The 19,794-nt window shown below is 50.8% G+C and carries 22 protein-coding genes; 12 read left to right on the top strand and 10 right to left on the bottom strand.

Features of this window, described 5'->3' with window-relative positions:
- Positions 1-329 precede the first annotated feature (329 nt).
- The 5 genes from AC3GOJ_RS01700 to AC3GOJ_RS01720 all read left to right on the top strand — a co-directional run bounded on the left by AC3GOJ_RS01700 (position 330) and on the right by AC3GOJ_RS01720 (position 3,227).
- On the top strand, positions 330-644 hold the full coding sequence (locus AC3GOJ_RS01700) for a helix-turn-helix domain-containing protein (protein WP_488235729.1): 315 nt from the start codon (positions 330-332) through the stop codon (positions 642-644).
- A 106-nt stretch (positions 645-750) separates the two neighbouring features.
- Positions 751-1,419, top strand: a complete 669-nt coding sequence (locus AC3GOJ_RS01705; protein ID WP_488235730.1) for a helix-turn-helix domain-containing protein — start codon at positions 751-753, stop codon at positions 1,417-1,419.
- Complete coding sequence (locus tag AC3GOJ_RS01710; RefSeq protein WP_488235731.1) at positions 1,416-1,739, top strand: hypothetical protein; 324 nt, start codon at positions 1,416-1,418, stop codon at positions 1,737-1,739. Before AC3GOJ_RS01705 ends, AC3GOJ_RS01710 begins: the two co-directional genes overlap by 4 nt.
- Entirely contained in the window at positions 1,700-2,605 is a 906-nt protein-coding gene (locus AC3GOJ_RS01715) for a DnaB-like helicase C-terminal domain-containing protein (RefSeq protein ID WP_488235732.1), read from the top strand. Before AC3GOJ_RS01710 ends, AC3GOJ_RS01715 begins: the two co-directional genes overlap by 40 nt.
- A 10-nt stretch (positions 2,606-2,615) precedes the next feature.
- On the top strand, positions 2,616-3,227 hold the full coding sequence (locus AC3GOJ_RS01720; protein ID WP_488235733.1) for a hypothetical protein: 612 nt from the start codon (positions 2,616-2,618) through the stop codon (positions 3,225-3,227).
- Between the two features lie 136 nt (positions 3,228-3,363).
- Here the strand turns inward: AC3GOJ_RS01720 and AC3GOJ_RS01725 are convergent, their stop codons facing one another.
- On the bottom strand, positions 3,364-3,600 hold the full coding sequence (locus AC3GOJ_RS01725) for a helix-turn-helix domain-containing protein (RefSeq protein ID WP_488235734.1): 237 nt from the start codon (positions 3,598-3,600) through the stop codon (positions 3,364-3,366).
- Here AC3GOJ_RS01725 and AC3GOJ_RS01730 point away from each other — a divergent pair, their 5' ends adjacent.
- From AC3GOJ_RS01730 to AC3GOJ_RS01755, 6 genes are all read left to right on the top strand, one after another.
- The gene (locus AC3GOJ_RS01730) at positions 3,601-4,590 is read left to right on the top strand and encodes an HNH endonuclease (protein ID WP_488235735.1); all 990 of its coding nucleotides are present in this window, start codon (positions 3,601-3,603) and stop codon (positions 4,588-4,590) included.
- A 71-nt stretch (positions 4,591-4,661) separates the two neighbouring features.
- Positions 4,662-5,330, top strand: coding sequence for a hypothetical protein (locus AC3GOJ_RS01735; RefSeq protein WP_488235736.1), 669 nt, complete (start codon positions 4,662-4,664; stop codon positions 5,328-5,330).
- A 95-nt stretch (positions 5,331-5,425) separates the two neighbouring features.
- Positions 5,426-5,746 carry a type I restriction-modification system subunit M N-terminal domain-containing protein gene (locus AC3GOJ_RS01740; protein ID WP_488235737.1) on the top strand — a complete coding sequence of 107 codons (321 nt, stop codon included), beginning with the start codon at positions 5,426-5,428 and terminating at the stop codon, positions 5,744-5,746.
- Positions 5,747-5,764: 18 nt separating this feature from the next.
- Complete coding sequence (locus AC3GOJ_RS01745; RefSeq protein ID WP_488235738.1) at positions 5,765-11,188, top strand: DUF4011 domain-containing protein; 5,424 nt, start codon at positions 5,765-5,767, stop codon at positions 11,186-11,188.
- Between the two features lie 288 nt (positions 11,189-11,476).
- On the top strand, positions 11,477-11,812 hold the full coding sequence (locus AC3GOJ_RS01750) for a DinB/UmuC family translesion DNA polymerase (RefSeq protein WP_488235739.1): 336 nt from the start codon (positions 11,477-11,479) through the stop codon (positions 11,810-11,812).
- On the top strand, positions 11,806-12,051 hold the full coding sequence (locus AC3GOJ_RS01755; RefSeq protein WP_488235740.1) for a DUF4113 domain-containing protein: 246 nt from the start codon (positions 11,806-11,808) through the stop codon (positions 12,049-12,051). Before AC3GOJ_RS01750 ends, AC3GOJ_RS01755 begins: the two co-directional genes overlap by 7 nt.
- Here AC3GOJ_RS01755 and AC3GOJ_RS01760 read toward each other — a convergent pair whose 3' ends face one another.
- The 6 genes from AC3GOJ_RS01760 to AC3GOJ_RS01785 form a co-directional block, all read right to left on the bottom strand.
- On the bottom strand, positions 12,052-12,555 hold the full coding sequence (locus AC3GOJ_RS01760) for a putative molybdenum carrier protein (RefSeq protein ID WP_488235741.1): 504 nt from the start codon (positions 12,553-12,555) through the stop codon (positions 12,052-12,054). It lies immediately after the preceding gene.
- Between the two features lie 108 nt (positions 12,556-12,663).
- Positions 12,664-12,882, bottom strand: coding sequence for a hypothetical protein (locus tag AC3GOJ_RS01765; RefSeq protein WP_488235742.1), 219 nt, complete (start codon positions 12,880-12,882; stop codon positions 12,664-12,666).
- Between the two features lie 10 nt (positions 12,883-12,892).
- Positions 12,893-13,204, bottom strand: a complete 312-nt coding sequence (locus AC3GOJ_RS01770) for a hypothetical protein (protein ID WP_488235743.1) — start codon at positions 13,202-13,204, stop codon at positions 12,893-12,895.
- Positions 13,205-13,314: 110 nt separating this feature from the next.
- Positions 13,315-13,659, bottom strand: coding sequence for a hypothetical protein (locus tag AC3GOJ_RS01775; protein WP_488235744.1), 345 nt, complete (start codon positions 13,657-13,659; stop codon positions 13,315-13,317).
- A 24-nt stretch (positions 13,660-13,683) separates the two neighbouring features.
- Complete coding sequence (locus AC3GOJ_RS01780; protein WP_488235745.1) at positions 13,684-14,046, bottom strand: hypothetical protein; 363 nt, start codon at positions 14,044-14,046, stop codon at positions 13,684-13,686.
- Positions 14,047-14,864: 818 nt separating this feature from the next.
- Positions 14,865-15,323, bottom strand: a complete 459-nt coding sequence (locus AC3GOJ_RS01785; protein ID WP_488235746.1) for a Panacea domain-containing protein — start codon at positions 15,321-15,323, stop codon at positions 14,865-14,867.
- 469 nt (positions 15,324-15,792) lie between these two features.
- Between AC3GOJ_RS01785 and xth the strand changes: the two genes are divergently transcribed.
- Positions 15,793-16,554 (top strand): exodeoxyribonuclease III, encoded by a 762-nt coding sequence (gene xth, locus AC3GOJ_RS01790; protein WP_488235747.1) that lies wholly within the window; start codon positions 15,793-15,795, stop codon positions 16,552-16,554.
- Positions 16,555-16,581: 27 nt separating this feature from the next.
- Here xth and rsmA read toward each other — a convergent pair whose 3' ends face one another.
- From rsmA to AC3GOJ_RS01805, 3 genes are read right to left on the bottom strand one after another with little or no spacing between them, the layout of a single operon-like run.
- On the bottom strand, positions 16,582-17,391 hold the full coding sequence (gene rsmA, locus AC3GOJ_RS01795; protein WP_488235748.1) for a 16S rRNA (adenine(1518)-N(6)/adenine(1519)-N(6))-dimethyltransferase RsmA: 810 nt from the start codon (positions 17,389-17,391) through the stop codon (positions 16,582-16,584).
- Complete coding sequence (gene pdxA, locus AC3GOJ_RS01800; protein WP_488235927.1) at positions 17,388-18,431, bottom strand: 4-hydroxythreonine-4-phosphate dehydrogenase PdxA; 1,044 nt, start codon at positions 18,429-18,431, stop codon at positions 17,388-17,390. Before pdxA ends, rsmA begins: the two co-directional genes overlap by 4 nt.
- A gap of 23 nt (positions 18,432-18,454) precedes the next feature.
- Positions 18,455-19,792 carry a peptidylprolyl isomerase gene (locus AC3GOJ_RS01805; RefSeq protein WP_488235749.1) on the bottom strand — a complete coding sequence of 446 codons (1,338 nt, stop codon included), beginning with the start codon at positions 19,790-19,792 and terminating at the stop codon, positions 18,455-18,457.
- Positions 19,793-19,794: the final 2 nt, after the last annotated feature.

The raw sequence follows: 19,794 nt of genomic DNA on the forward strand, positions 1-19,794 counted from the left end.
AAGGGCACCCACATGCGCGCACACGGGTATTCTGGCTGCATCTGAAAACCACGACCATCCCCCCCATGCAATCACAAAGGGGCACAACGTGGCAAATACTCGCAGCGCAGCACCGGCCAACCAGCTGGAAAATTTTGACAATCTACCGAATTCCGCACATGTTCGCGTGCAAACCGTTGCTGGACTCCTAGATTGTTCAGTTGACACCATTTGGCGCATGTCGCGGCGCGGGACACTCCCTAGACCAAAAAAATTATCTAACAGAGTCACGGCGTGGAACGTTGGTGAACTTCGTAATTCACTCGCTTGTGTGAAGTAAGAGGTGCGCCATGCCGAAATTAGTACGTCCTACCGTCACTGGGCAGGCTGGCGAAGTGCTTGACCTAATCCGACGATACCAGCCGATCTTATCGTTCAAACTCACAGCTGACTTAGCAATGCCAGAGGCTGCAGCCAGGGTGCACGACCTACGCGCATTGGGTTTCAATATCGTCAGACGCATCCACGGTTCAGTTAAGTTTTTCGGACGCGTTAGGCGAAACGAGGCAATGTATAGCTTAGGCTCTCCAGAATGGCCTAGCACTGAATTTATAAGGGAAATTCAGCGGCAATTTGCTTTGCCACCTGAAGGTGGTGCTGCATGACACCGGAACAACGCTACGAGGTATTGAAGGCTCGATACACGGTAAATGCGACCAGCGCAGCTGAGTATCAAGCGGCTTGTCAGCGAGCAGCCATGGAGGCCGGACTATGAGTTTGCGCGTCCTAACAAATGTATTCGATGGATTCCCGGGCGGGGGTTCGGAGCTTCTAGCAATGCTTGCACTGGCAGATTGGTCAGATGATGAGGGACGGTGCTTTCCATCTGTGTCTTCTATAGCAAAAAAAATACGCTTGAGCGATAGGCAAACGCAGCGCATCGTTAACGGTCTAATAAAAGAGGGATTTGTATACGTTGAGGCCAATAAGGGTGGTGGTGCGCCCGGAGAAAGCCGCAGGTATCGAATCGTCTTAAAACGTCTAACGGGTGTCGTGAGTGTCACCCCAACGGGTGACATTGGTGACGTAGACGGGTGTCATATCGCGCCGTACAGGGGTGTCACGGATGTCACCCTAACCGTCATAGAACCGTCATTAACCGTTAACAGCGGTTTCGATTCGTTCTGGAAATGTTATCCGAAGAAGAAAGCGAAGGCTGATGCACTGAAAGCATGGAAGAGATTGAAAGTTAGCCCGGTATTGTTGTCCGTAATTCTAAAAGCTATCGACGCGCAAAAAGAATCAAAAGAGTGGCTAAAAGAATCAGGTGCTTTCATTCCTTACCCTGCTACGTGGTTAAACGCCCGTCGTTGGGAGGATGAATTAAGCACAGCCATTGGATCCTCAGAATCGTCCAATCAGTTTACGGGTGCCATATGACATTGGAAGAACTTAAGCAGCATAGACTCGCCAAGACATTTTCCGGTGACGCCGTGACGATTTGGCTTGACGCCCAATACCTGCCTTTGCCGGATTCAAAAGAAATCGCTCTAAGCCTGAATGCGAACATCGAACGATTAGACCTTCGCCCGCTTGTTGGTCTCTCTGTTTTCGTACACGCCTATAGCTACAGCGATAAGCTGGTTCGTCTTTACGAAAGAATCAAAGAACACGCCGCCTTTGCCATGGTAGTCATCGTTGATTTCGGAGATGACCTTGGATGGAAATGGCACCGATTAAACGGGGAGATGCCGGTATGACTATTGAACACATGATTCTGTCGCCATCTGACGTGGACTTTGAGCACTATATGGCAGAAACGGAGATGAGCCAGCGCATAGTACCTGCAAAGTCATTCGCTGATGACGTGGTGGATTATTTCCACGGCGAGCATTTTTTTCACGGCGACAAACTGCCATTTCGCAAGCTTGATCAATTAGTTCGCCTGCGCACAGGAGAGGTGTCAATTTGGTCTGGGTTCAATGGTCATGGCAAAAGCCTGCTGTTAGGCCAAGCACTGATTGGTTTAGTTGAACAAGCACGTAAGGTCTGTGTGGCTAGTATGGAAATGCGGCCTCAGACGACTCTTTCTAGGGTGTGCCGCCAATACACAGGTGAACGCAAACCAGATCGAGAAATGATCGCTGAATTTCTGGAGGTTATTTCAGATCACTTTTTCTTGTACGACCACCAAGGCGTTGTTCAGTGGCGAAAGCTGTTGGCAGTTCTTCGATACTGTGCCGACAAAGGGGTAAACCATTTTGTCATTGATTCTCTATTGAAGTGCGGGATCCGGGAAGACGATTTCAACACGCAAAAGGACTTCATCGATCACCTCTGCACAATCGCCCGCGATACAGGAATGCACATCCATCTTGTTTGCCACAGCCGGAAGGCTGGCAACGAAACCGAAGCACCACGAAAGATGGATATTCGTGGATCAGGCTCAATAACTGATCAGGTTGATAACGTGTTCTGTGTGTGGCGGAACAAAGATGAACGACGGTTGCAAGGTGAGGATGCCTTACTCATCGTTGACAAACAACGAAATGGTGAATGGGAAGGTCGGGTGTCTCTAGCGTACGACTCCGAATCACAATCATATTCAGACAGTTATACGACTTAAGAAGAATCCAATGCAGAAAAAATCAAATCAACAGCCGGCAAAACATCCAAAAACACACCCTGAAGAAAGCAGAAGCCAAAACCTTGCTAAATTGACCTTAAATCCTGCATATCGATCGGCAGCTGTCATTACTAAATTTGATAGCAATCAAAATGTCGACTTTTGGGATTTGACCCTGGAAGTGAAAACTCAAGCTACTGCACTTCAAACAGGTGACATGGAGAACGCTGTATCAATGCTATCCACGCAGGCTATAGCCCTTGATTGCCTATTCTCTAATCTTTCAAGGCGAGCATGCGGCAACATGGAGGAAGGTTTTGGCGAAGCTGCCGAAAGATATATGAAACTAGCAATGCGGGCGCAAGCGCAGTGCGCCAAGACAATTCAAACGATGGGTGAACTAAAAAATCCACGGCATATCGCTTTCGTACGGCAGGCGAACATTGCCCACAATCAGCAAGTGAACAACCAGGAACTTCCGTGCACGAAAAAAGATCGATTTCAGCAAAACAAACTAATAGATGGCGATAAAGATGACCTACAAATGGACGCAAGAACAGAGAATTCGGCGGGCGGAATTGATCAAAAAATGGAAGCCGTGGGAGAAATCAACCGGCCCTAGAACACCTGAGGGCAAGGCTAAAGCAGCAAAAAACGCTTACAAAGGCGGGATAAATCAGGAGTTAAGACAATTAGCAAAGCTATTGCGCGAAAGCAAAAGAATCATTGCCGAGTTCCAGCTGAAGATTGAATAGCGATTAACTCGCTTGGACTTGTTTTCGAGTTAATTCGAAAAGTTCAAAGATGCTGATTCCCAATGCTTTGGATATAACTTGCAGCGCATTGATAGATGGGTTTGCCTGTCCATTCTCGATGCGGCTCAGGTAGGTCTGGTAGAACCCGCATTTTTCCCCAAATACGATCTGGCTCATACCCGCTTCTTGCCGAAGGGTACGGATCACTATGCCTAGATGCTGGGAAAGAGTCAGGTTCACATGACTGACTATCCAAGATATGCTCTAATTCACATAAACACTTATTCATATATCAATAAACGTGTAGTTTCTGGTCGCCCCATGCCAATCTGCCAAATATGCAAACAAAGCTTCGCGCAGATCAAATTTTTATCTAAGGATATTAGCGTCTGCGGGATATGTGTAAAAGCTTTGAACGAGCACAACGGGCAGGCTGACGCTAGTTACCAAACATTCCGTGATTGGCTAAAGACCGGGATGATTCGCAAAAACCAGTCACGATTGCACGATGAAAGCATCCAGGTTTGGGAAAGAGAACGAGCCCAAAGGATCCTAGAAAATTTAGATGACGAGGTCGATAAGGCCTTACCACACTGGACAATAAAACGGCTTGCAGATCCAACTAAGCGCGAAAAGCCTTACAAAATTGTCAGGGCACACAAAAGAGGTTTGTTATTTCGAAACCTTAGTGATCAACGCCCGACATATCGATCAAACTGGATGGAAGTAGCGAGAGAGATTCGTTTAAGAGATCAATACCAATGCCGTGTATGCAGTGCCACAGATGTAGAGCTACATGTGCATCACATTATTTTCCTTTCTAACCACGGGACGAATCGAAAGAGTAACCTCATCACCCTATGCAGAAGTTGCCACCAAGATCAGCATAAGCATGAATTTGATATTCTTGAAACACATGGTGAAAGTGGTAACGTCAATCCTGAAATACCAGCAGACTTGGCTGGTGATACGACGGAAATATTGATCGCTGACGGGAATGTCTCTTTAGAAACCGCACAGGTTGATTTGGGTAAGAAAGTTGCGCCAGCGAACGAGTCGCAAACTTCACCTGATTCATATGGAATCCGGATGTCTTTAAGTAAAGACTTACCATGTACCGAATCACGAACTACAAAATCCACAACAAGAAAATCTCACCCACTCGAAATCATCGCTTGTGTAGCGCTGGTCATGGCGTTTTTGTTAGTTTTATCAAGTTTACGACGATAATTTTCACAGGCTCACCTGGTGAGACTCTAATGCCTTAGCCTTAATGAACAATTTCAAGAAACGGACAAGGTATGCTCAAAATCGACGTTAAGTATGTCCAAGGCCACTGGGAGTTCATCGGTGGTGGTGGAATTCCGGTTAAGGAAGGGAGCGTCGGCGAATTGCGTGTTTCTAAGTCAATGATCTCTGACCTCGATTTTCTTAGCAATCTCACTGTCAAAACAAATATCAAGATTCTTGACGAAGGTACGCCGCTTTACATAGCCATGCGACCTAACTATCAAGATGAATTACCCGTAGAGATAAAAAATATCTTGTTACCCATTAGCTACCTGCCACATAGCACAACTACCGGCATCAATCTTGCATCAGAGTTGGTACAAGTTGTTTTGGGGAAACCTAACAAACAACAGACGCGAAACGGCGAAAGTACGGGTGGGTTATGGCTTCACATGAAAGGTATGACTCCAAAGGGAATCACCTCAAGCTCCATAGAGCTACCTAATTTGCCACAGTTTCAGAACAAAGTGGCATACAGCCTTAATCATGCCTACACCATTCTTTCTGAAATATATGAAACTGACCGTATTTCCCACACTGGAAATATTTATGAACATGTATTTTTTCGGGAATCGAACGGATCTCTTTGCCCACTAAAAGATTTGCGTAACGAAGCGATGGCTAGAGCAGAAAACGAAATAATCAACCAACTATGGTCAAAGATCGGAAAAATTTTTTAAGATCGTCGTAATCAAGCGAAAGTTGGAGTCCATTCCAGAATGCGTCGGGTTATCATAACCAATTAGCTGTTTATACTATCTAGATAATCGTACCAATGATTAAAAAAGACATTAACAAGGTCGGACACGGTGGCAACCTCGGCGTTGAAGCAGAACTCTTCAAAGCTGCTGGCAAGCTGCGCGGCAACATGGAATCGTCCGACTATAAGCATGTCGCACATGGACTTATCTTCTTAAAATACATCTCAGATGCCTTCGATGCCAAACACAAGGTTCTTCTGGCTGAAGCGGCACTAGCGGGAGAGGACAAGGACGAGTACCTTGCCGACAATGTGTTCTGTGTGCCAAAAAAAGCGCGCTGGTTGCACCTGGAGGCCAATGCCAAGCTGCCCACAATCGGAACCGCCTGGATATAAAAGAACAAAGGGACAGCCATGAGCGACAGCGCCTCACCACTCACTTCTGCTCTTCAACAGTTACGTCTAAAACTGCTTGATCTGACAGGACGTAACCGTCTCATCAACTTCAAGCACACCGCAGGCAAATCACTCCAGTTTGTAGAAGGACATCCAGCAGCGATCTATCAGAAGCTGGTGGAGGCCAACAACAAGGCCAACATCAGCGTTCTGGGACTGCCTGAACCCGCTCGAAGAGACTGGGTTGATCGAAACGGACGTCTGCAGCGGCCTGAACCCCGAGAGTGGGCTAAATCCGTTGGCGTATCGACTGGCTACGACATTTCAGGTGCTGGTGCGAACTCAGACGAATCGAATGTTCGGGCGTTGATGTACCCGGACGACCTGGCCAAGCACTGCCGTAAGATCGAGCGCGAGGCCACACTGGCGATTGAGGAAACCGGCGCGAACATGCTGTTCCTTGTGCTTGGCTTCTTGGAGTTCCCGGATCAGCGAGACAGCGACAAGACTTTCACAGCGCCCTTGGTCAGCGTCCCCGTCTCGCTGCAAAAGAAGGAAGTAGCAGGCATCCAGCAGTTCTCCCTTCAGTACACGGGCGACGACATCTCAGAGAACCTCTCGCTTCGAGAGAAGCTGCGCAATGACTACGGACTGGTTCTGCCAGAACTCACAGAAGAGCAGGTTGACGTCAATGGGTACTTCTCTGAAATTCAATCCATTATCAAAAAGCAGCCTGGGTTCGCTCTTAAACACCGCGTTTCTCTGTGCTTGCTTAGCTTCAGCAACATGCTGCTGGTTCGAGACCTGGACCCGAGCAAATGGCCAACAGACGGCGACGAGAATTCTCTGATTGACCATCCGATCGTGCGACAGGTGTTTGAAGGTAGAGCGGATGGGGGTGGAGCTGGATTGGGTATCGCCGAAGAACACCTGGTTGAAGAGGGGCCGGGCGCAAGTATTCCACTGGTTTATGACGCGGATAGCTCACAGCACAGCGCGCTGGTAGACGTTCTGTCTCTCAAGAAGAACCTGGTCATCGAAGGCCCTCCAGGCACCGGCAAGTCCCAAACCATTACCAACTTGATCGCCGCCTGCCTCGCCGAAGGTAAGAAAGTGCTCTTCGTTGCTGAAAAGTTGGCCGCCCTTGAAGTCGTTAAAAACCGACTGTCTTTGGCCGGGCTAGATCCGTTCGTACTCGAGCTGCACAGCAACAAGACCAATAAGAAGCGGGTGCTTGAAGAGATTGCCAAGAGAACGAGCTTTCGCCCCCAGCATCCGTCTGATCTTCCTCGCTTGCAACAACAGTTGGAAGAGCACCGGAAAGACCTCAAGGCTTATACCGATCTGATTAATTCCAATGCTCACAATGCATTTGGTCTAACGCTGCATCAGATCATGTGGCGAGCTGAGAAGCACCGCCTGGTTTTGAGCAATGAAGAGAGCATGCTCAGCCAAATCACGATCGGGGATGCAACACAAATTTCTGAATTTGAGTTTGGTCGACGAATGGATTGCCTGGGCTACTTGGGTTCTCAATACAAAACCGTGGGCGGATGTGACGCGAGCTGCACTTTCTGGGGCTTCTATCCAAACCGCTTGATTCCAGGAGACGAAGTCAAGCTGACTAAACTCTTTGAAGCTGCTGACATATGGGGGCAAGCGCTGGTTGAAGCGGCAAAGCATCTGTCTCAAGTGCTTGGTGGACGAGTACACAACCTCTCACTTGCCTTCTGCAGCGAGCAGCTAACCGCATTGAAGCGGTTACTGGAAACGGCTAACCAACAGCTCCCTCTTCATCTGATTCCCGGATTCTTCGAAGATGATGAGACAGGAACCAAGGCGGCGAAAGCGATTGAGGAATTCGCCAAACAAGTCGAACAGTTTCACAGCCTAGAAGGCGCTGTCAAAACAGCACTCAAGCTTGAATCTAGTGTCACCAAGCCTGGCACCGACGATCTCAAGGGATTACAACGTCTCGGCGATAGTCTGGGAGCAGAACTAGGGACCCTGAATGAACTAAGAGCCCTGCACCAGCACCTCACAGAAACATCAGGCAAGCTGTCGACTGCGCATGCAGCGTTAGTAAGTTTCTTAGGCGGAAAAAACATCCCCTACGACGGCTCCCGCCAAAAGCTTGAGCAATTAGGAAGCTTCACAGACCTTGTTCTAGATGCGCCAGAGGAGCACTTCCACCTGCAAACACCCGGCCTAACTCGGGATGGTGCTGTGCAAGCGCTTGAGCAGCTAGTTGCATTGCAAAATGAGTGGACAGTTCTTGAGAAAGCCCTGGGTGAATCACTCTACGTGGACACCCTGCCCCATGAAGGCGACATCAAACAAGCCATTCTCACCCTTAGAGAGGGAGATGCCTGGTACCGGATCTTTCAAAGCCACTGGCGCAAGGCAGTGGGCCTGCACAAGGCGTTGCAACGTACAAAGCAGAAGATCCCGGGGCAGAAGCGGTTGGAGCAACTCGAGCAAATCATCAAGCTACTGTCGCTAAAAGAGCAGTGGAAAGCATCGCCGACTTGGGTTCAGTTCCTCGGATCACCGGCCCCAGTTACACCAACGCCACTTGAAGGGTATCTGGCCCTGGCTCGTTGGGATCGCGCCATCAAAGTTGCGTCTGAAGACATTCAGGCTGTACTGATTGAGCCAATCACCTTCACGGCAGACCAAGCGCGGGCACTGCGGCGTGAGTTCTCATCCGTCAAACTTGAAATCACTGCGGCAATTACAGCATTCAAGAGCATCAACGACAAGCTCAAACGACTCGCCGAGTTCAGTGAAAGTCATCTGATCGACAAGGTTCTGGAAAAGACTGAAGAATTCACTGAGGCACTCGAAGATCGCTTTGAATGGTTGGAGCTAGAGGCGCGGAGCCAAGCAACATTAAGTCAAGTGATTGCTGGCTGCAATGCCACCCTAGAGCGCTCGGGACTCAAGTCGCAGATTCAATCCAATACCCGGATCAAATTGCTTCTTGGCGATCTGTATCTGGGCGTGGACACCGATTGCTCCACTGCTATTGAGGCCTTGTCCTTTGGTCAGAGCATCGATGGATTGAACCTATCTCCGCAAGTCAAATACAAGCTCCGAACCGGACATCCAATTGAGGCATGTCGCGCTGTCACAGATGCACTTGAATGCGTTCACAATGGACTTCAGCAGATCGAGTCACTGACCAGCACGCTGACACAGTTTGGAAAATTTGAGCTGGACACATGGACGGGTGCAGCAGCCGATGAAGATTTGGAGCTGTTCGTTGGGGCACTGCATGGTGCCGTTCAAAATGCAGTCCAAGACAAGGATCTCCTGATTCCTTGGTCTCTGTACTTGACGCGCAGGAAGGAAGCCACAGAACTGACTTTGACTGAGTTCGTGGACCTCCTCGAGAAAAAGCGGATCAAGCCTGATGAACTTGTCGACGCTTACGCCTATTGCACAAACAGCACGATCACCCGTGAAGCGTTCCGCAACATCCCAGAGTTAGGACGCTTTACAGGTCTCAAGCACAACCAAATTCGCGACGAATTCAAACGGTTAGACAAAGAGATCATTGCCCTGCGAGGTAAAGCAATTGCCTATGAATGCTCTCGCAAGACATCGCCACCGCTAGGCAGAAGTGGTGCTCGCGTAGATGACCGAACAGAGATGGTTCTTCTGAACTACCTCATGCCACAGCAACGCCCACGCATGCCTGTCCGAAAAATTCTGACCCGTGCAGGCGGTTCGATTCAGGCGCTGAAGCCATGCTTCATGATGGGACCGCAAGCCGTAGCGCAATACCTCGCGCCAGGCGTGATCAAGTTCGACTTGGTGATCATGGATGAGGCGTCGCAGCTGAAGCCAGAAGAGGCAATTGGTTCTATCGCTCGTGGAGGGCAACTTGTCGTGGTGGGAGATCCGAAGCAGTTGCCGCCGACCGCATTCTTCTCTCGCATGACTCAGGATGGCGATGGCAGTGACGATCACTTCACCACGACGGATGCAGAGAGCATTCTGGACGTTTGCTCATCGCATTTCAGACCCACAAGGTCGTTGCGCTGGCACTACCGCTCACAGCACCACTCGCTGATCGCATTCTCGAACCACAGCTTTTATCGAGGCAACCTGGTGATCTTCCCTTCGCCGTATGGCCAAGGTGGAAAGCTTGGGGTGCGTGCTGTTTACTTGGCAGATGCCATCTACGAGAACCAGACCAATCTGCGCGAGGCCAAGCGCGTAGTCGATGCGGTTGTCGAGCACATCGCAACACGCCCCAATGAATCGCTTGGCGTTGTAACGCTCAACATCAAGCAACGCGATCTCATCGCCGAGCTGCTTGAGGAGCGACTGAAGTCTGCTCGTGGTGCGGATGCCTATCGAGACCACTGGTCGACCGAGGGCCAGCCACTCTTTATCAAGAACCTTGAAAACGTCCAAGGTGATGAGCGAGACGCCATCATCATCTCAACGACTTTTGGCAAACCACCTGGCTCAAGTGCTGTCCGTCAGAACTTCGGCCCTATCAGCCGTCAAGGCGGTTGGCGTAGACTGAACGTGTTGTTCACACGAGCTAAGAAATCGATCGCCATCTACACGTCTCTACGGCCTGAAGACATCGTCATGGACGGGACTACGCCCGACGGGACCAAGGCTCTTCGCAACTACCTTGAGTACGCCCGAACAGGATCCTTGAACACCGTTGAGGAGACCGGTCGTGAGCCAGACAGCGACTTTGAAATTTCTGTGATGGACATGCTCAAGCTGCGTGGCTATGAAGTCACACCACAGCTTGGAGTGGCTGGGTATCGAATCGACATAGCGGTGAAGCATCCAGACGCACCAGGCTCTTATCTGGCTGCAATTGAGTGTGACGGCGCTTCTTACCACTCCGCTCTCTCTGTTCGAGATAGGGATCGCATCCGCCAAGAGATCCTCGAGTCGTTGGGATGGCGTGGTCGCATCTGGCGTATTTGGTCTACCGATTGGTTCCGCACACCAAGACAGGAAACCGAAAAGCTCATCAGCTTCCTCGAGGACCTTCGCGAAAGTTGGACACCTGAGCATGCCTCAGGCGAGGCCTGGATCGAAGAAGGTCAAGGTGCAAGTCCGATTGCTCCGGGATCAGTTGCCCTGATTGAACAGGTTGAAAACACCGAGCAGGCGAAAATTGAACGTGAGTCAGTTAGCTCCGTGCTGATTGATACGGAAGACGACCTTGAGGTCTACGTGGGGGATGTGATCCGCTATGTGGACGTCTCCAAGCCAAACGATGTCCTCACCGTCCAGATTACAAGCGGCAAAGACGACTTCTCAAACGGAATCGTCCATGAGAGTCGCCCACTCGCTCAAGCACTTCTTGGCGCAGTTGTGGGGGATGAGGTGGTACTCCATTTGCCTGGAACCACTGCCAGAAATTTTGTCGTCAAAGAAATTATTAAAAGTAGCCAGTCATGATCGAATACATCAAAAAAACATTATGGGCCACGGCAGAAAAGCTACGCGCAAACATGGATGCCGCCGAGTACAAGCACTTGGTGCTGGGCCTCATCTTCATTAAATACATCAGCACCACAAAGCGATTGACCAAGTTGTACGCCCCGGCAAATCCATGGGCATCCACCAGATCCTGATAGATCGCTACAGAGTTACGCCGAAGCTTTACTTGGGCTCAATGAATTTGCGGTGGGGTTAGCTTTTGCTGGCCGAAATGGCGATGGGGGTCGGTGGCCAGGGTGGCTCAGTTTGACAGGCCATCCGGAGCCATCCAAACAGCAAATCATCTCCTCACGGGCTTTTGGGCAGCAAGTCTTCCTTCTGCAAAACTTTAACGAGGCGGTTACATTCTATGCCAGCCGGGCTGCTGAAAAGCTGTGGAAACAGGCGCATGTCGCTGGTGCGATCCAGGTTTATTTGGAAACCAACCGTTTCAAGCCTGATGAACCTCAGTACAGCAATGGCGTAACGGTGAAGCTTCTCAAGCCGACCGAGAACACGTTTTCGTTGGCGGAAGCAGCGCTGTACGGATTAAACAGATTTACAAGCCCGGTTATGCCTACAAGAAGGCTGGAGTTATGCTGATGGATCTATGCTCTGCCAGTCAGGTGCCGGTGGACTTGTTTTCAGGTTTCGACGATCCGGAGACGGTAAAAGCCAAGGTGCTGATGGCCACGCTTGACGAGATTAACGCCAAAATGGGACGAGGCACTGTGCGTTCTGCGGGCGAAGGCTTGATAAAGCCTTGGGCAATGCGATCAGACAACAAAAGCGCTGCTTTTACTACGAGCTGGGTGGAGCTGCCGTTGGTCACTGCAAACTAATCAGTTGAACTGCTCTAGCAGCTGTAAAACTAAGCGATATATCCCTGGGCGCTTTTCTTCACGGGGCCCGGCTACATTTAGGACTCGAATTTGATTCTCGCTGATCCAAAATAAAAATTCCTGAACGGCGCTTTGCAATTCTCGGCCATCTAGTTGAATGACTATGTAGGGCTTTTTCATTGACTGGGCAAACTTAACAGTTTGGAGCGTGCCGCCGTCTAGGTCACCACTATTAAAAACCACCGTTCCATCAGCGTCAGCAACATTCCGTTTCGTTCGCTGACGATAACCCGATGATTCTGTTTCCTGCAGCATATATCGGTCATGGAGTGCGCCGTCACATGCCAGCCTGCCCTTTGGGCACCATCCACCATGCGTAATCTCAGCATCAATAGCCCAATCTAGTGCGGCCCTATCTACACCAGTCTGTCCACCTGAGATGATTTTTTTAATCGGAGTTTTCATAGTTCCTACAATAGGCTTGCTGCTTTGGCTTGAAGTCATCGCAGACGGCTTACCGGCGATTGGCGCAGTGCTGGCATACGAGTTATGCCGCCGAGCTTTCGGAGATTAAGATTACTCTCGAGTATGGCCAATTCCTTAAAGTTATATTCAAAACGCTATGTTTTCTAAATTGTCTTCATCATGATTCTCTATAACGCCCATTCTTTGATTCAACACACTTTTAGCCAATGACTGGAAAGAATGGTGCTCTTTGATGATTTCCATTGGGGCATCGTCGCGAAACAAGATGTGCATATCCACAATCATTTTCAACTCCACAGTTGGAAGCTTTGACAACTCTTCAAGCATTTCTTTTGGCGTTCTCATTGGAACTTCCTCATTGCTGGGCAGGTACATAACCCATGCGCCGCCCGTCGTTACTGTAGATATTGGTTACTCCGGATGGAGCTCGAACTTCATAGCCAATACGGTTTCCTCGGTTGTCGTAGACTCCGTTGCTGGCGTTGTAGTTGTAAGGGCTATTTTGGTAGTTGTAAGGATTGTTTTTGTAGTTATAGGGTGAGTTCTCGTAGTTGCTCTCACTGTTCTGATAGTTATAAGGACTCTCGTTCCAATTCATCGCCTGTTGTGCACTGGCAGTTGGTAATAAAACAATTGAAACGATGGCTGACAGAATGATGCGCTTCATACAATCCTCCGAAATGGATTTTCGAACACGGGTGATGATTGATTGTATGGTGCGAGAGTCTCACCAGATGAGACTGTGAACAGCGCGATCTAAAAATAAGTTAGTTCAAACTACTTCTTCGACCCTTCGAATGAGCCCGGAACTCTTCTCAGAAAATCCGAGTAACCAGAAGCTTTGTGAGCCTGCTCAACCCTCAGTTTACGTTCGAGTTTTCTTTCCTTACGAATTCGTGCAATCTCAGCACGTTGTCGCATTAGATCTTCCATGTAGGGTTTCCGTATGCTTTCAAGCGCAGACTGGTTTCGTAGAATGACTGACTGCAAAAGAGATTGTTCCTCTTCAGACAAAATCAGTTGAGTAACCGCTGTTTTAAGACCATCAATACCTGCGCGAAGTCTTTTCATTACAGCGCGCTGGCTTTCTGTGCAATGAGAAGCTGCTACGTTCTTGGTCATATTAAATCTGACGTAGTAGTTTGTTCAGCAGAAATTGATCGCCAATCGGTTGAAAAGGCCTCCGGGCTTGATCGGAACTGTTTTAACACTAGATAACGGTACATCAGAGTTGACGGTCTTGTTTTGGACTTGCATCTGGACTTGGGTAAACGCGGCTGTTTTCTGCATGCAGTTCAATTCAATCCGATAGATCGTTTCGCTGTTTGTATTCGGATCATAACTCCGCTCTTTAATACTGACGTGAGCGGCGTTTCTGCTGACAACCTCTGGTTCATAAAAATGAACAACACCCTTATTGTCAGTACCGTATTCAACCCAGGCAGCGTGAGCAATCGGGTTGAAAGCTGCAAGTAAAGACACTGCAAGAAAATATAACCGATGTGACATATCCAAAAGCCCGCTTTTAGATTAAGAAAAAGCCTCAAGCTGGCTTCATGCAGCCGGGCTCCAATTGCCCGGGGCGAACACCATCAAGAGGCTTTTAACCTTGCCCCACCCCAATAAGTCGTCATCCCAAACTTGCGAGCCTAAAGGACCGGATCAAGGCAAAGCCAGAATAACACAAAAATCGGCGCTAATAATTGGTTATGCTTCACACAACAATGCGCAAAAGAAAGCGTACAGAAAATTGACGCTTTCTGTCCTATGCCCCAGGGAAACGGCAAGATTCGGAAATGCGCTGGCGAGTATTTAATAGCCGCTCATGGGTGTGTAGGTATCACCCAACGCAAACAAACGCGCCGTAGATAGGCCAGTTTCAGCCGGTTTTGGTGTAATTGACCAAGGTTTACTTTGATGGATACAGCAAATGTTGGTGGTCTAGCCAAACAGGATAGAACACGTCATCAATCCAGAAGCCATGGACTCTTCCCAGCTCTGACCTAGAAAGCGAAAACTGCCATGGCTCACATTCTTGTAAGTGAGCAGGAAGATGAGCGTAGCCATCAGGCACTGACGTGTCACCCCACCTTATTGAGTGCGACCGCAATGCTTTCCCAGCCTGCCGAAACTCTTGAGGCTTCATAGTGCTGATGCTTTTCAGCTTATAAAGAAACTCCGAAAAATAACCAGTCTTAACAGCTGGGTCGGGAGTACAAAACCTAGCATCGTTAAGTTCCAGATACTTGAACGAAAATCTTACGCACTCGTTGTAAAGCTGGGCTTGGCCTTTGTTGATCAGTTCGTTGCTTTTGCGCTCTCCTTTATTAATTCGGGGAGGCATTCTTCAATTCACAAAAAAACGATCTCATCAACTCAATATCAATCACGCGATTGGACTCAGCATCCTGAGGCAAGTCTCCTCTTGCCTTCAACCATGGGGGCTCTTGATGCGTACGTAGCTCAAGCTCATAGCCAGAATCACCACCGTAAGCTTCTAGTACTGCGTTGACGACGCTCGCCATCTCCGCTGGAAGTTCTGTTTTGGAAACTTCTTCAACAATTGGACACCAACGATTGTGCTTAAAGGATCCATAAATTCCAGGCTGAACCGGGCCATGCACCCAAGCTTCTAAGCGATCCGGGAAAGCACACTCACCCTTGAAGGCAAGGTGCCATCCTTGAACGTAGTAAAGAAGTTTCTGTAACTTCAAATTACTAATAGGATCGCCTGCATCTTGGAAGAAGCGCACGATATAGCAAGCAATTTCTTGTGCTGATTTCATGCTTTTTTATCGCCTTTAGTTTTTACTATTAGATAATAATAGATTCCGAAACCTCACCTGTAAAGAATGATGAGGTAAAAAGCTTCGGGCGCACTGATAATTAGCCCCGTCGGATTTCGTCTGCTTTCGGTTTTCGGGTGATGTGAGTATTCATGTTTCAACGATAGCACCCCTGCCCGGCCAAACGGATCGGATCAATGTCGGATGAATGACCTAGACAACCTGAAGATTACTTTCATGGTCGCAGCCGGTACGCAATCAGGTACGCAAGGAAACATGGGGTAGTAAGTGCGTACCAGCCCGGCTAGATTGGGAAGGTTTCCACGGAAAAGCTTTCTATCTGTTGCTATCCATGGTTTTGATGATTCAGTAGAATGCGTTGCAAGCGAATGTTTTTGTGTAGCCATATGTGTAGCTAGAACAAATGCAAAAGCACATAACCCATAACACATGAGGAATAGCGCCTTACATGAAAATCGCCACCTGGAATGTGAACTCGCTCAATGTCCGCCTCCCGCATCTGCTGGACTGGCTGGCAATCACTGGCCCGGATGTGGTGGGTTTGCAGGAGCTCAAATGCGAGGACGCGAAGTTCCCGGAAGTCACATTACTTGAAGCCGGTTATCACGCGGTCTTTGCCGGCCAGAAAACGTATAACGGCGTGGCGGTTCTGTCGCGCGAACCTGCCACCGATGTGCAACGGGGTATCCCCGGCTTTGACGACCCGCAGCAACGAATGATTGCCGCCACCATCCGCGGTGTCCGCGTGGTCAATGGTTACTTTCCCAACGGTCAGGCACCGGGCACCGACAAGTTTGCCTACAAACTCGATTGGCTGACCCACCTGACCGAGTGGTTAGATCGGGAGCTTAAGACACACGACAAGCTTTGCCTGATTGGTGATTACAACATCGCACCAACCGATGCCGATGCGCACCCGGACTGGAAAGAAGCCATTCACGTATCTCCCCCCGAGCGCGCCGCCTTTGCAGCCCTGGAAGCACTGGGCCTCGAAGATGTCTTCCGGCGTTTTGACCAGCCGGAGAAAAGCTTTTCCTGGTGGGATTACCGGATGAACGCGTATCGTCGCAATTTCGGCCTGCGCATTGATCACATTCTGGCCAGCAAGGCGCTCGCCGATACCTGTACCGCCTGTGAGATCGACCCGTCGCCCCGTACCCTGGAACGGCCGTCCGATCACACGCCGGTGATGGCCACCTTTAATCTTTGAGTGGTGTCACTGAGGCAGTCGCCTCTGCTACGGCAGTCGATTAGCCAGCGCCACAAAATCCGCTTCACTGAGCTGCTCGGCGCGCTCGGTCGGGTCCACCCCGGCCGCTTCAATCTCTTCGGCGTTCAATAGGGGCTTGAGGGTGTTGCGGACCATTTTGCGCCGTTGCGAGAAGGCGGCACTGACTACCGCGCTGAGCTTGGCTTCATCCACCGGCAGACGATCAGCGATGGGTCGCGGCATCATGCGCACCACGGCAGAATTCACTTTGGGCGCCGGGTCAAAAGATTCGGGCGGCACATCCAGCAAGGGCTCGAGATAACAATAACGCTGCAGCATGACCGACAGGCGGCTACGATCCGAATCACCCGGTGCTGCCACCATACGGTCAACCACTTCCTTCTGCAGCATGACATGAATGTCACGAATGGCTTCGACCTTGTCGAGCAGGTGAAACAGAATGGGGGTAGAAATGTTGTAGGGCAGATTACCGACTACCCGCAAATCCGGCCCCAGCGAAGCAAAATCAAAAGCCAGCGCATCGCCAGCATGAATGGTCATTTGCTCGCACGTATATTTTTTCTCCAGGCGGGCAATTAGGTCACGATCCAGTTCGACCACATGCAGATGGCCGGCACGCGCCAGCAGCGGTTGGGTCAATGCCCCCAGACCGGGACCAATTTCAACGACATGCTCGCCCGGACGCGGGTTCACGGCATCCACGATGCCATGAATGATGCCCTGGTCAATCAGAAAGTTCTGCCCGAACCGTTTACGGGCCGTATGGCCAGTTTCTCGGGCAAGCTTACTGGGCGCGGGTTTAGTGAAGCGGTTCATGAACGTTGTTGATTGGCAAGTTGGGCGGCTAGTGCCACCGCCGCATGAAGGCTACCCGGGTCAGCCACCGGCAAATCACCACCCGGCTGACGACCGGCCAGATCGAGCGCTGTGCCATGATCGACCGAGGTACGGATGATCGGTAAACCGAGGGTGATATTGATGCCCTGGCCGAAGGTGGCGTATTTGAGCGGTGCCAGGCCTTGATCGTGATACATGGCCAGCACGGCATCGCCTTGCGGCAACACGCGTGGAGTAAACAGCGTGTCGGCAGGGAGCGGCCCGATGAGCTGCATGCCTTCTGAACGCAGACGATCCAACACGGGCACGATGACGTCGATTTCTTCTCGCCCCATGTGACCGCCCTCACCCGCATGCGGATTCAGTCCCGCGACCAGAATACGGGGTGCGGCCAGGCCGAATTTTTCACGCAGATCATGGTTCAGGATGCGCAGCACCCGGGTCAGCAGATCTTCTGTAATGGCCGCCGGCACAGCTGACAACGGCAGATGGGTCGTTGCCAGTGCCACGCGTAACGGACCATGCGGCGTATCACCGGCCAGCATCATGACGACCAGCGGCGTCTGTGTTTGTTCGGCCAGATATTCGGTGTGCCCGGTAAACGGTCGCCCGGCTTCGTTAATCACACCTTTATGCAAGGGTGCTGTGACCATCGCGGCAAATTCGCCTCGCTGACATCCGGCGATAGCACGATCCAGGATGGCAACGACATAATCACTATTGGCCGGATTCAGCTGGCCCGTAGTCACGGGGCATCGTGTCGGCATGTGGCTGACGATCAGCGCTCCGCAGCGAGAAGCAACAACCGGTGCTGCCGGATCATAATCCTTGAGCGTTACACTGATACCCATTTGCCGGGCACGCGCGGCCAGCAAATCTCGGTCAGCCAGCACCACCAGCTGATCTGACCAGGACTGCGCTGCCAGTCGCAGACAGAGATCAGGGCCAATACCGGCCGGCTCTCCGGAAGTAATCGCCAGACGAACGGGCTTCGCATCTGAGATATGGGCAACGTTCATGTCCGTGCGTTCCAAATGCCCGGTCATTGATCATCCGTACGGATTTCAACGTAGGCACGGTCGCGCACCTGACGCACCCACTCCTGGTTGGCTTCTTCCAGCTTACGCTGACGCAAGGCCATGGTGGCCCGCTGACGCTGGCGCTCCTGGGACACATCGGTTGTTCTGCGCTCCAGCACCTGAATGATGTGGAAACCGAACTGGGACTGTACCGGGTTACTGATCTCGCCAATCTTCAGGGCATTCATGGCCTGATCAAAGGCGGGTACGGTATCTCCGGGATAGAGCCACCCCAGATCCCCTCCCTTCTGGGCGGAACCATCCTGTGAATAGAGTTTAGCCAGAGTGGCGAAGTCTTCACCACTTTTAAGGCGACTATGAACCTGGTTGATTTTCTGGCGCGCTTCGGCCTCCGAGGTGATTTCGGTCACCTTGATGAGAATATGGCGGGCATGGGTCTGCTGAATCTGCGGCAGGGCACTACCGCCTTTGCGGGCGATCAGTTTGACGATATGAAAACCACTCGGACTACGCACCACATCGCTAACCTGGCCTGGCTTGAGGTTGGCAATAGCCGAACTCATCACCTGCGGTAAGCTGTCTACCGAACGGAAACCCAGATCCCCACCCTGCATGGCATCGTTGGATTCAGAATAGGTCGCCGCCAGCTGTCCGAAATCACGACCGGCTTTGGCCTGATCATCAATCGATACGGCTTTCATACGCAGCTTGTTCAATGTTTCCGGTGAAGCCCCTTCGGGAATGCGGATCACAATGTGCGCGAGGTGCACTTCTTCACCGGCACCGGTGGCAGCCTGGTTGGCCAGGAAGTTATCCACTTCACCGGGCGTGACATTGATCTTGGCATCGACCTCACGCTCACGCACCCGGGCAATCATCATCTGACTCCGGATTTCTTCACGGAAATCCGGCCAGGCAACCCCGTCCTTCTCAATCACCTGGCGCATTTGCTGTGTAGACATTTTCTGGTTTGCAGCAATCCGGTTCAAGGCCTGTTCGAGCTCGGTATCCTCGACACGGACACCCGCCTCCAGAGCCACCTGCACCTGGGTACGCTCGGTAATCATCTGATCGAGTACCTGCTGTCGCAGAATATCACCCGGCGGTAACTGGACTTTCTGACGCTGTAGCTGCATCGAGGCCGAGCGGACACGACTGTTGAGCTGGTGCTGCGTGATCACACCGTCATTGACCACCGCGACGATACGATCCAGAGTTTGTGGCTGATTGGCGCGCGTAGCATGTCCCGACGATGCAGGCGCTGCCGCCACGCCCATAGAAACCATCAGAGCGAATAACGGCAAAGCAAACAGGGTTCGGCAACGGTTGAGCATCGGCATGT

The sequence above is a fragment of the Fluviibacter sp. genome, from assembly GCF_057744235.1.

Bases quoted from the DNA above. Each gene is read 5' to 3' on its own strand.
- AC3GOJ_RS01700 (WP_488235729.1), top strand. From the start codon at position 330: ATGCCGAAATTAGTACGTCCTACCGTCACTGGGCAGGCTGGCGAAGTG.
- AC3GOJ_RS01705 (WP_488235730.1), top strand. From the start codon at position 751: ATGAGTTTGCGCGTCCTAACAAATGTATTCGATGGATTCCCGGGCGGG.
- AC3GOJ_RS01710 (WP_488235731.1), top strand. From the start codon at position 1,416: ATGACATTGGAAGAACTTAAGCAGCATAGACTCGCCAAGACATTTTCC.
- AC3GOJ_RS01715 (WP_488235732.1), top strand. From the start codon at position 1,700: ATGGAAATGGCACCGATTAAACGGGGAGATGCCGGTATGACTATTGAA.
- AC3GOJ_RS01720 (WP_488235733.1), top strand. From the start codon at position 2,616: ATGCAGAAAAAATCAAATCAACAGCCGGCAAAACATCCAAAAACACAC.
- AC3GOJ_RS01730 (WP_488235735.1), top strand. From the start codon at position 3,601: ATGACTGACTATCCAAGATATGCTCTAATTCACATAAACACTTATTCA.
- AC3GOJ_RS01735 (WP_488235736.1), top strand. From the start codon at position 4,662: ATGCTCAAAATCGACGTTAAGTATGTCCAAGGCCACTGGGAGTTCATC.
- AC3GOJ_RS01740 (WP_488235737.1), top strand. From the start codon at position 5,426: ATGATTAAAAAAGACATTAACAAGGTCGGACACGGTGGCAACCTCGGC.
- AC3GOJ_RS01745 (WP_488235738.1), top strand. From the start codon at position 5,765: ATGAGCGACAGCGCCTCACCACTCACTTCTGCTCTTCAACAGTTACGT.
- AC3GOJ_RS01755 (WP_488235740.1), top strand. From the start codon at position 11,806: ATGCTGATGGATCTATGCTCTGCCAGTCAGGTGCCGGTGGACTTGTTT.
- AC3GOJ_RS01760 (WP_488235741.1), bottom strand. From the start codon at position 12,555: ATGACTTCAAGCCAAAGCAGCAAGCCTATTGTAGGAACTATGAAAACT.
- AC3GOJ_RS01765 (WP_488235742.1), bottom strand. From the start codon at position 12,882: ATGAGAACGCCAAAAGAAATGCTTGAAGAGTTGTCAAAGCTTCCAACT.
- AC3GOJ_RS01770 (WP_488235743.1), bottom strand. From the start codon at position 13,204: ATGAAGCGCATCATTCTGTCAGCCATCGTTTCAATTGTTTTATTACCA.
- AC3GOJ_RS01775 (WP_488235744.1), bottom strand. From the start codon at position 13,659: ATGACCAAGAACGTAGCAGCTTCTCATTGCACAGAAAGCCAGCGCGCT.
- AC3GOJ_RS01780 (WP_488235745.1), bottom strand. From the start codon at position 14,046: ATGTCACATCGGTTATATTTTCTTGCAGTGTCTTTACTTGCAGCTTTC.
- AC3GOJ_RS01785 (WP_488235746.1), bottom strand. From the start codon at position 15,323: ATGAAATCAGCACAAGAAATTGCTTGCTATATCGTGCGCTTCTTCCAA.
- xth (WP_488235747.1), top strand. From the start codon at position 15,793: ATGAAAATCGCCACCTGGAATGTGAACTCGCTCAATGTCCGCCTCCCG.
- rsmA (WP_488235748.1), bottom strand. From the start codon at position 17,391: ATGAACCGCTTCACTAAACCCGCGCCCAGTAAGCTTGCCCGAGAAACT.
- pdxA (WP_488235927.1), bottom strand. From the start codon at position 18,431: ATGAACGTTGCCCATATCTCAGATGCGAAGCCCGTTCGTCTGGCGATT.
- AC3GOJ_RS01805 (WP_488235749.1), bottom strand. From the start codon at position 19,792: ATGCCGATGCTCAACCGTTGCCGAACCCTGTTTGCTTTGCCGTTATTC.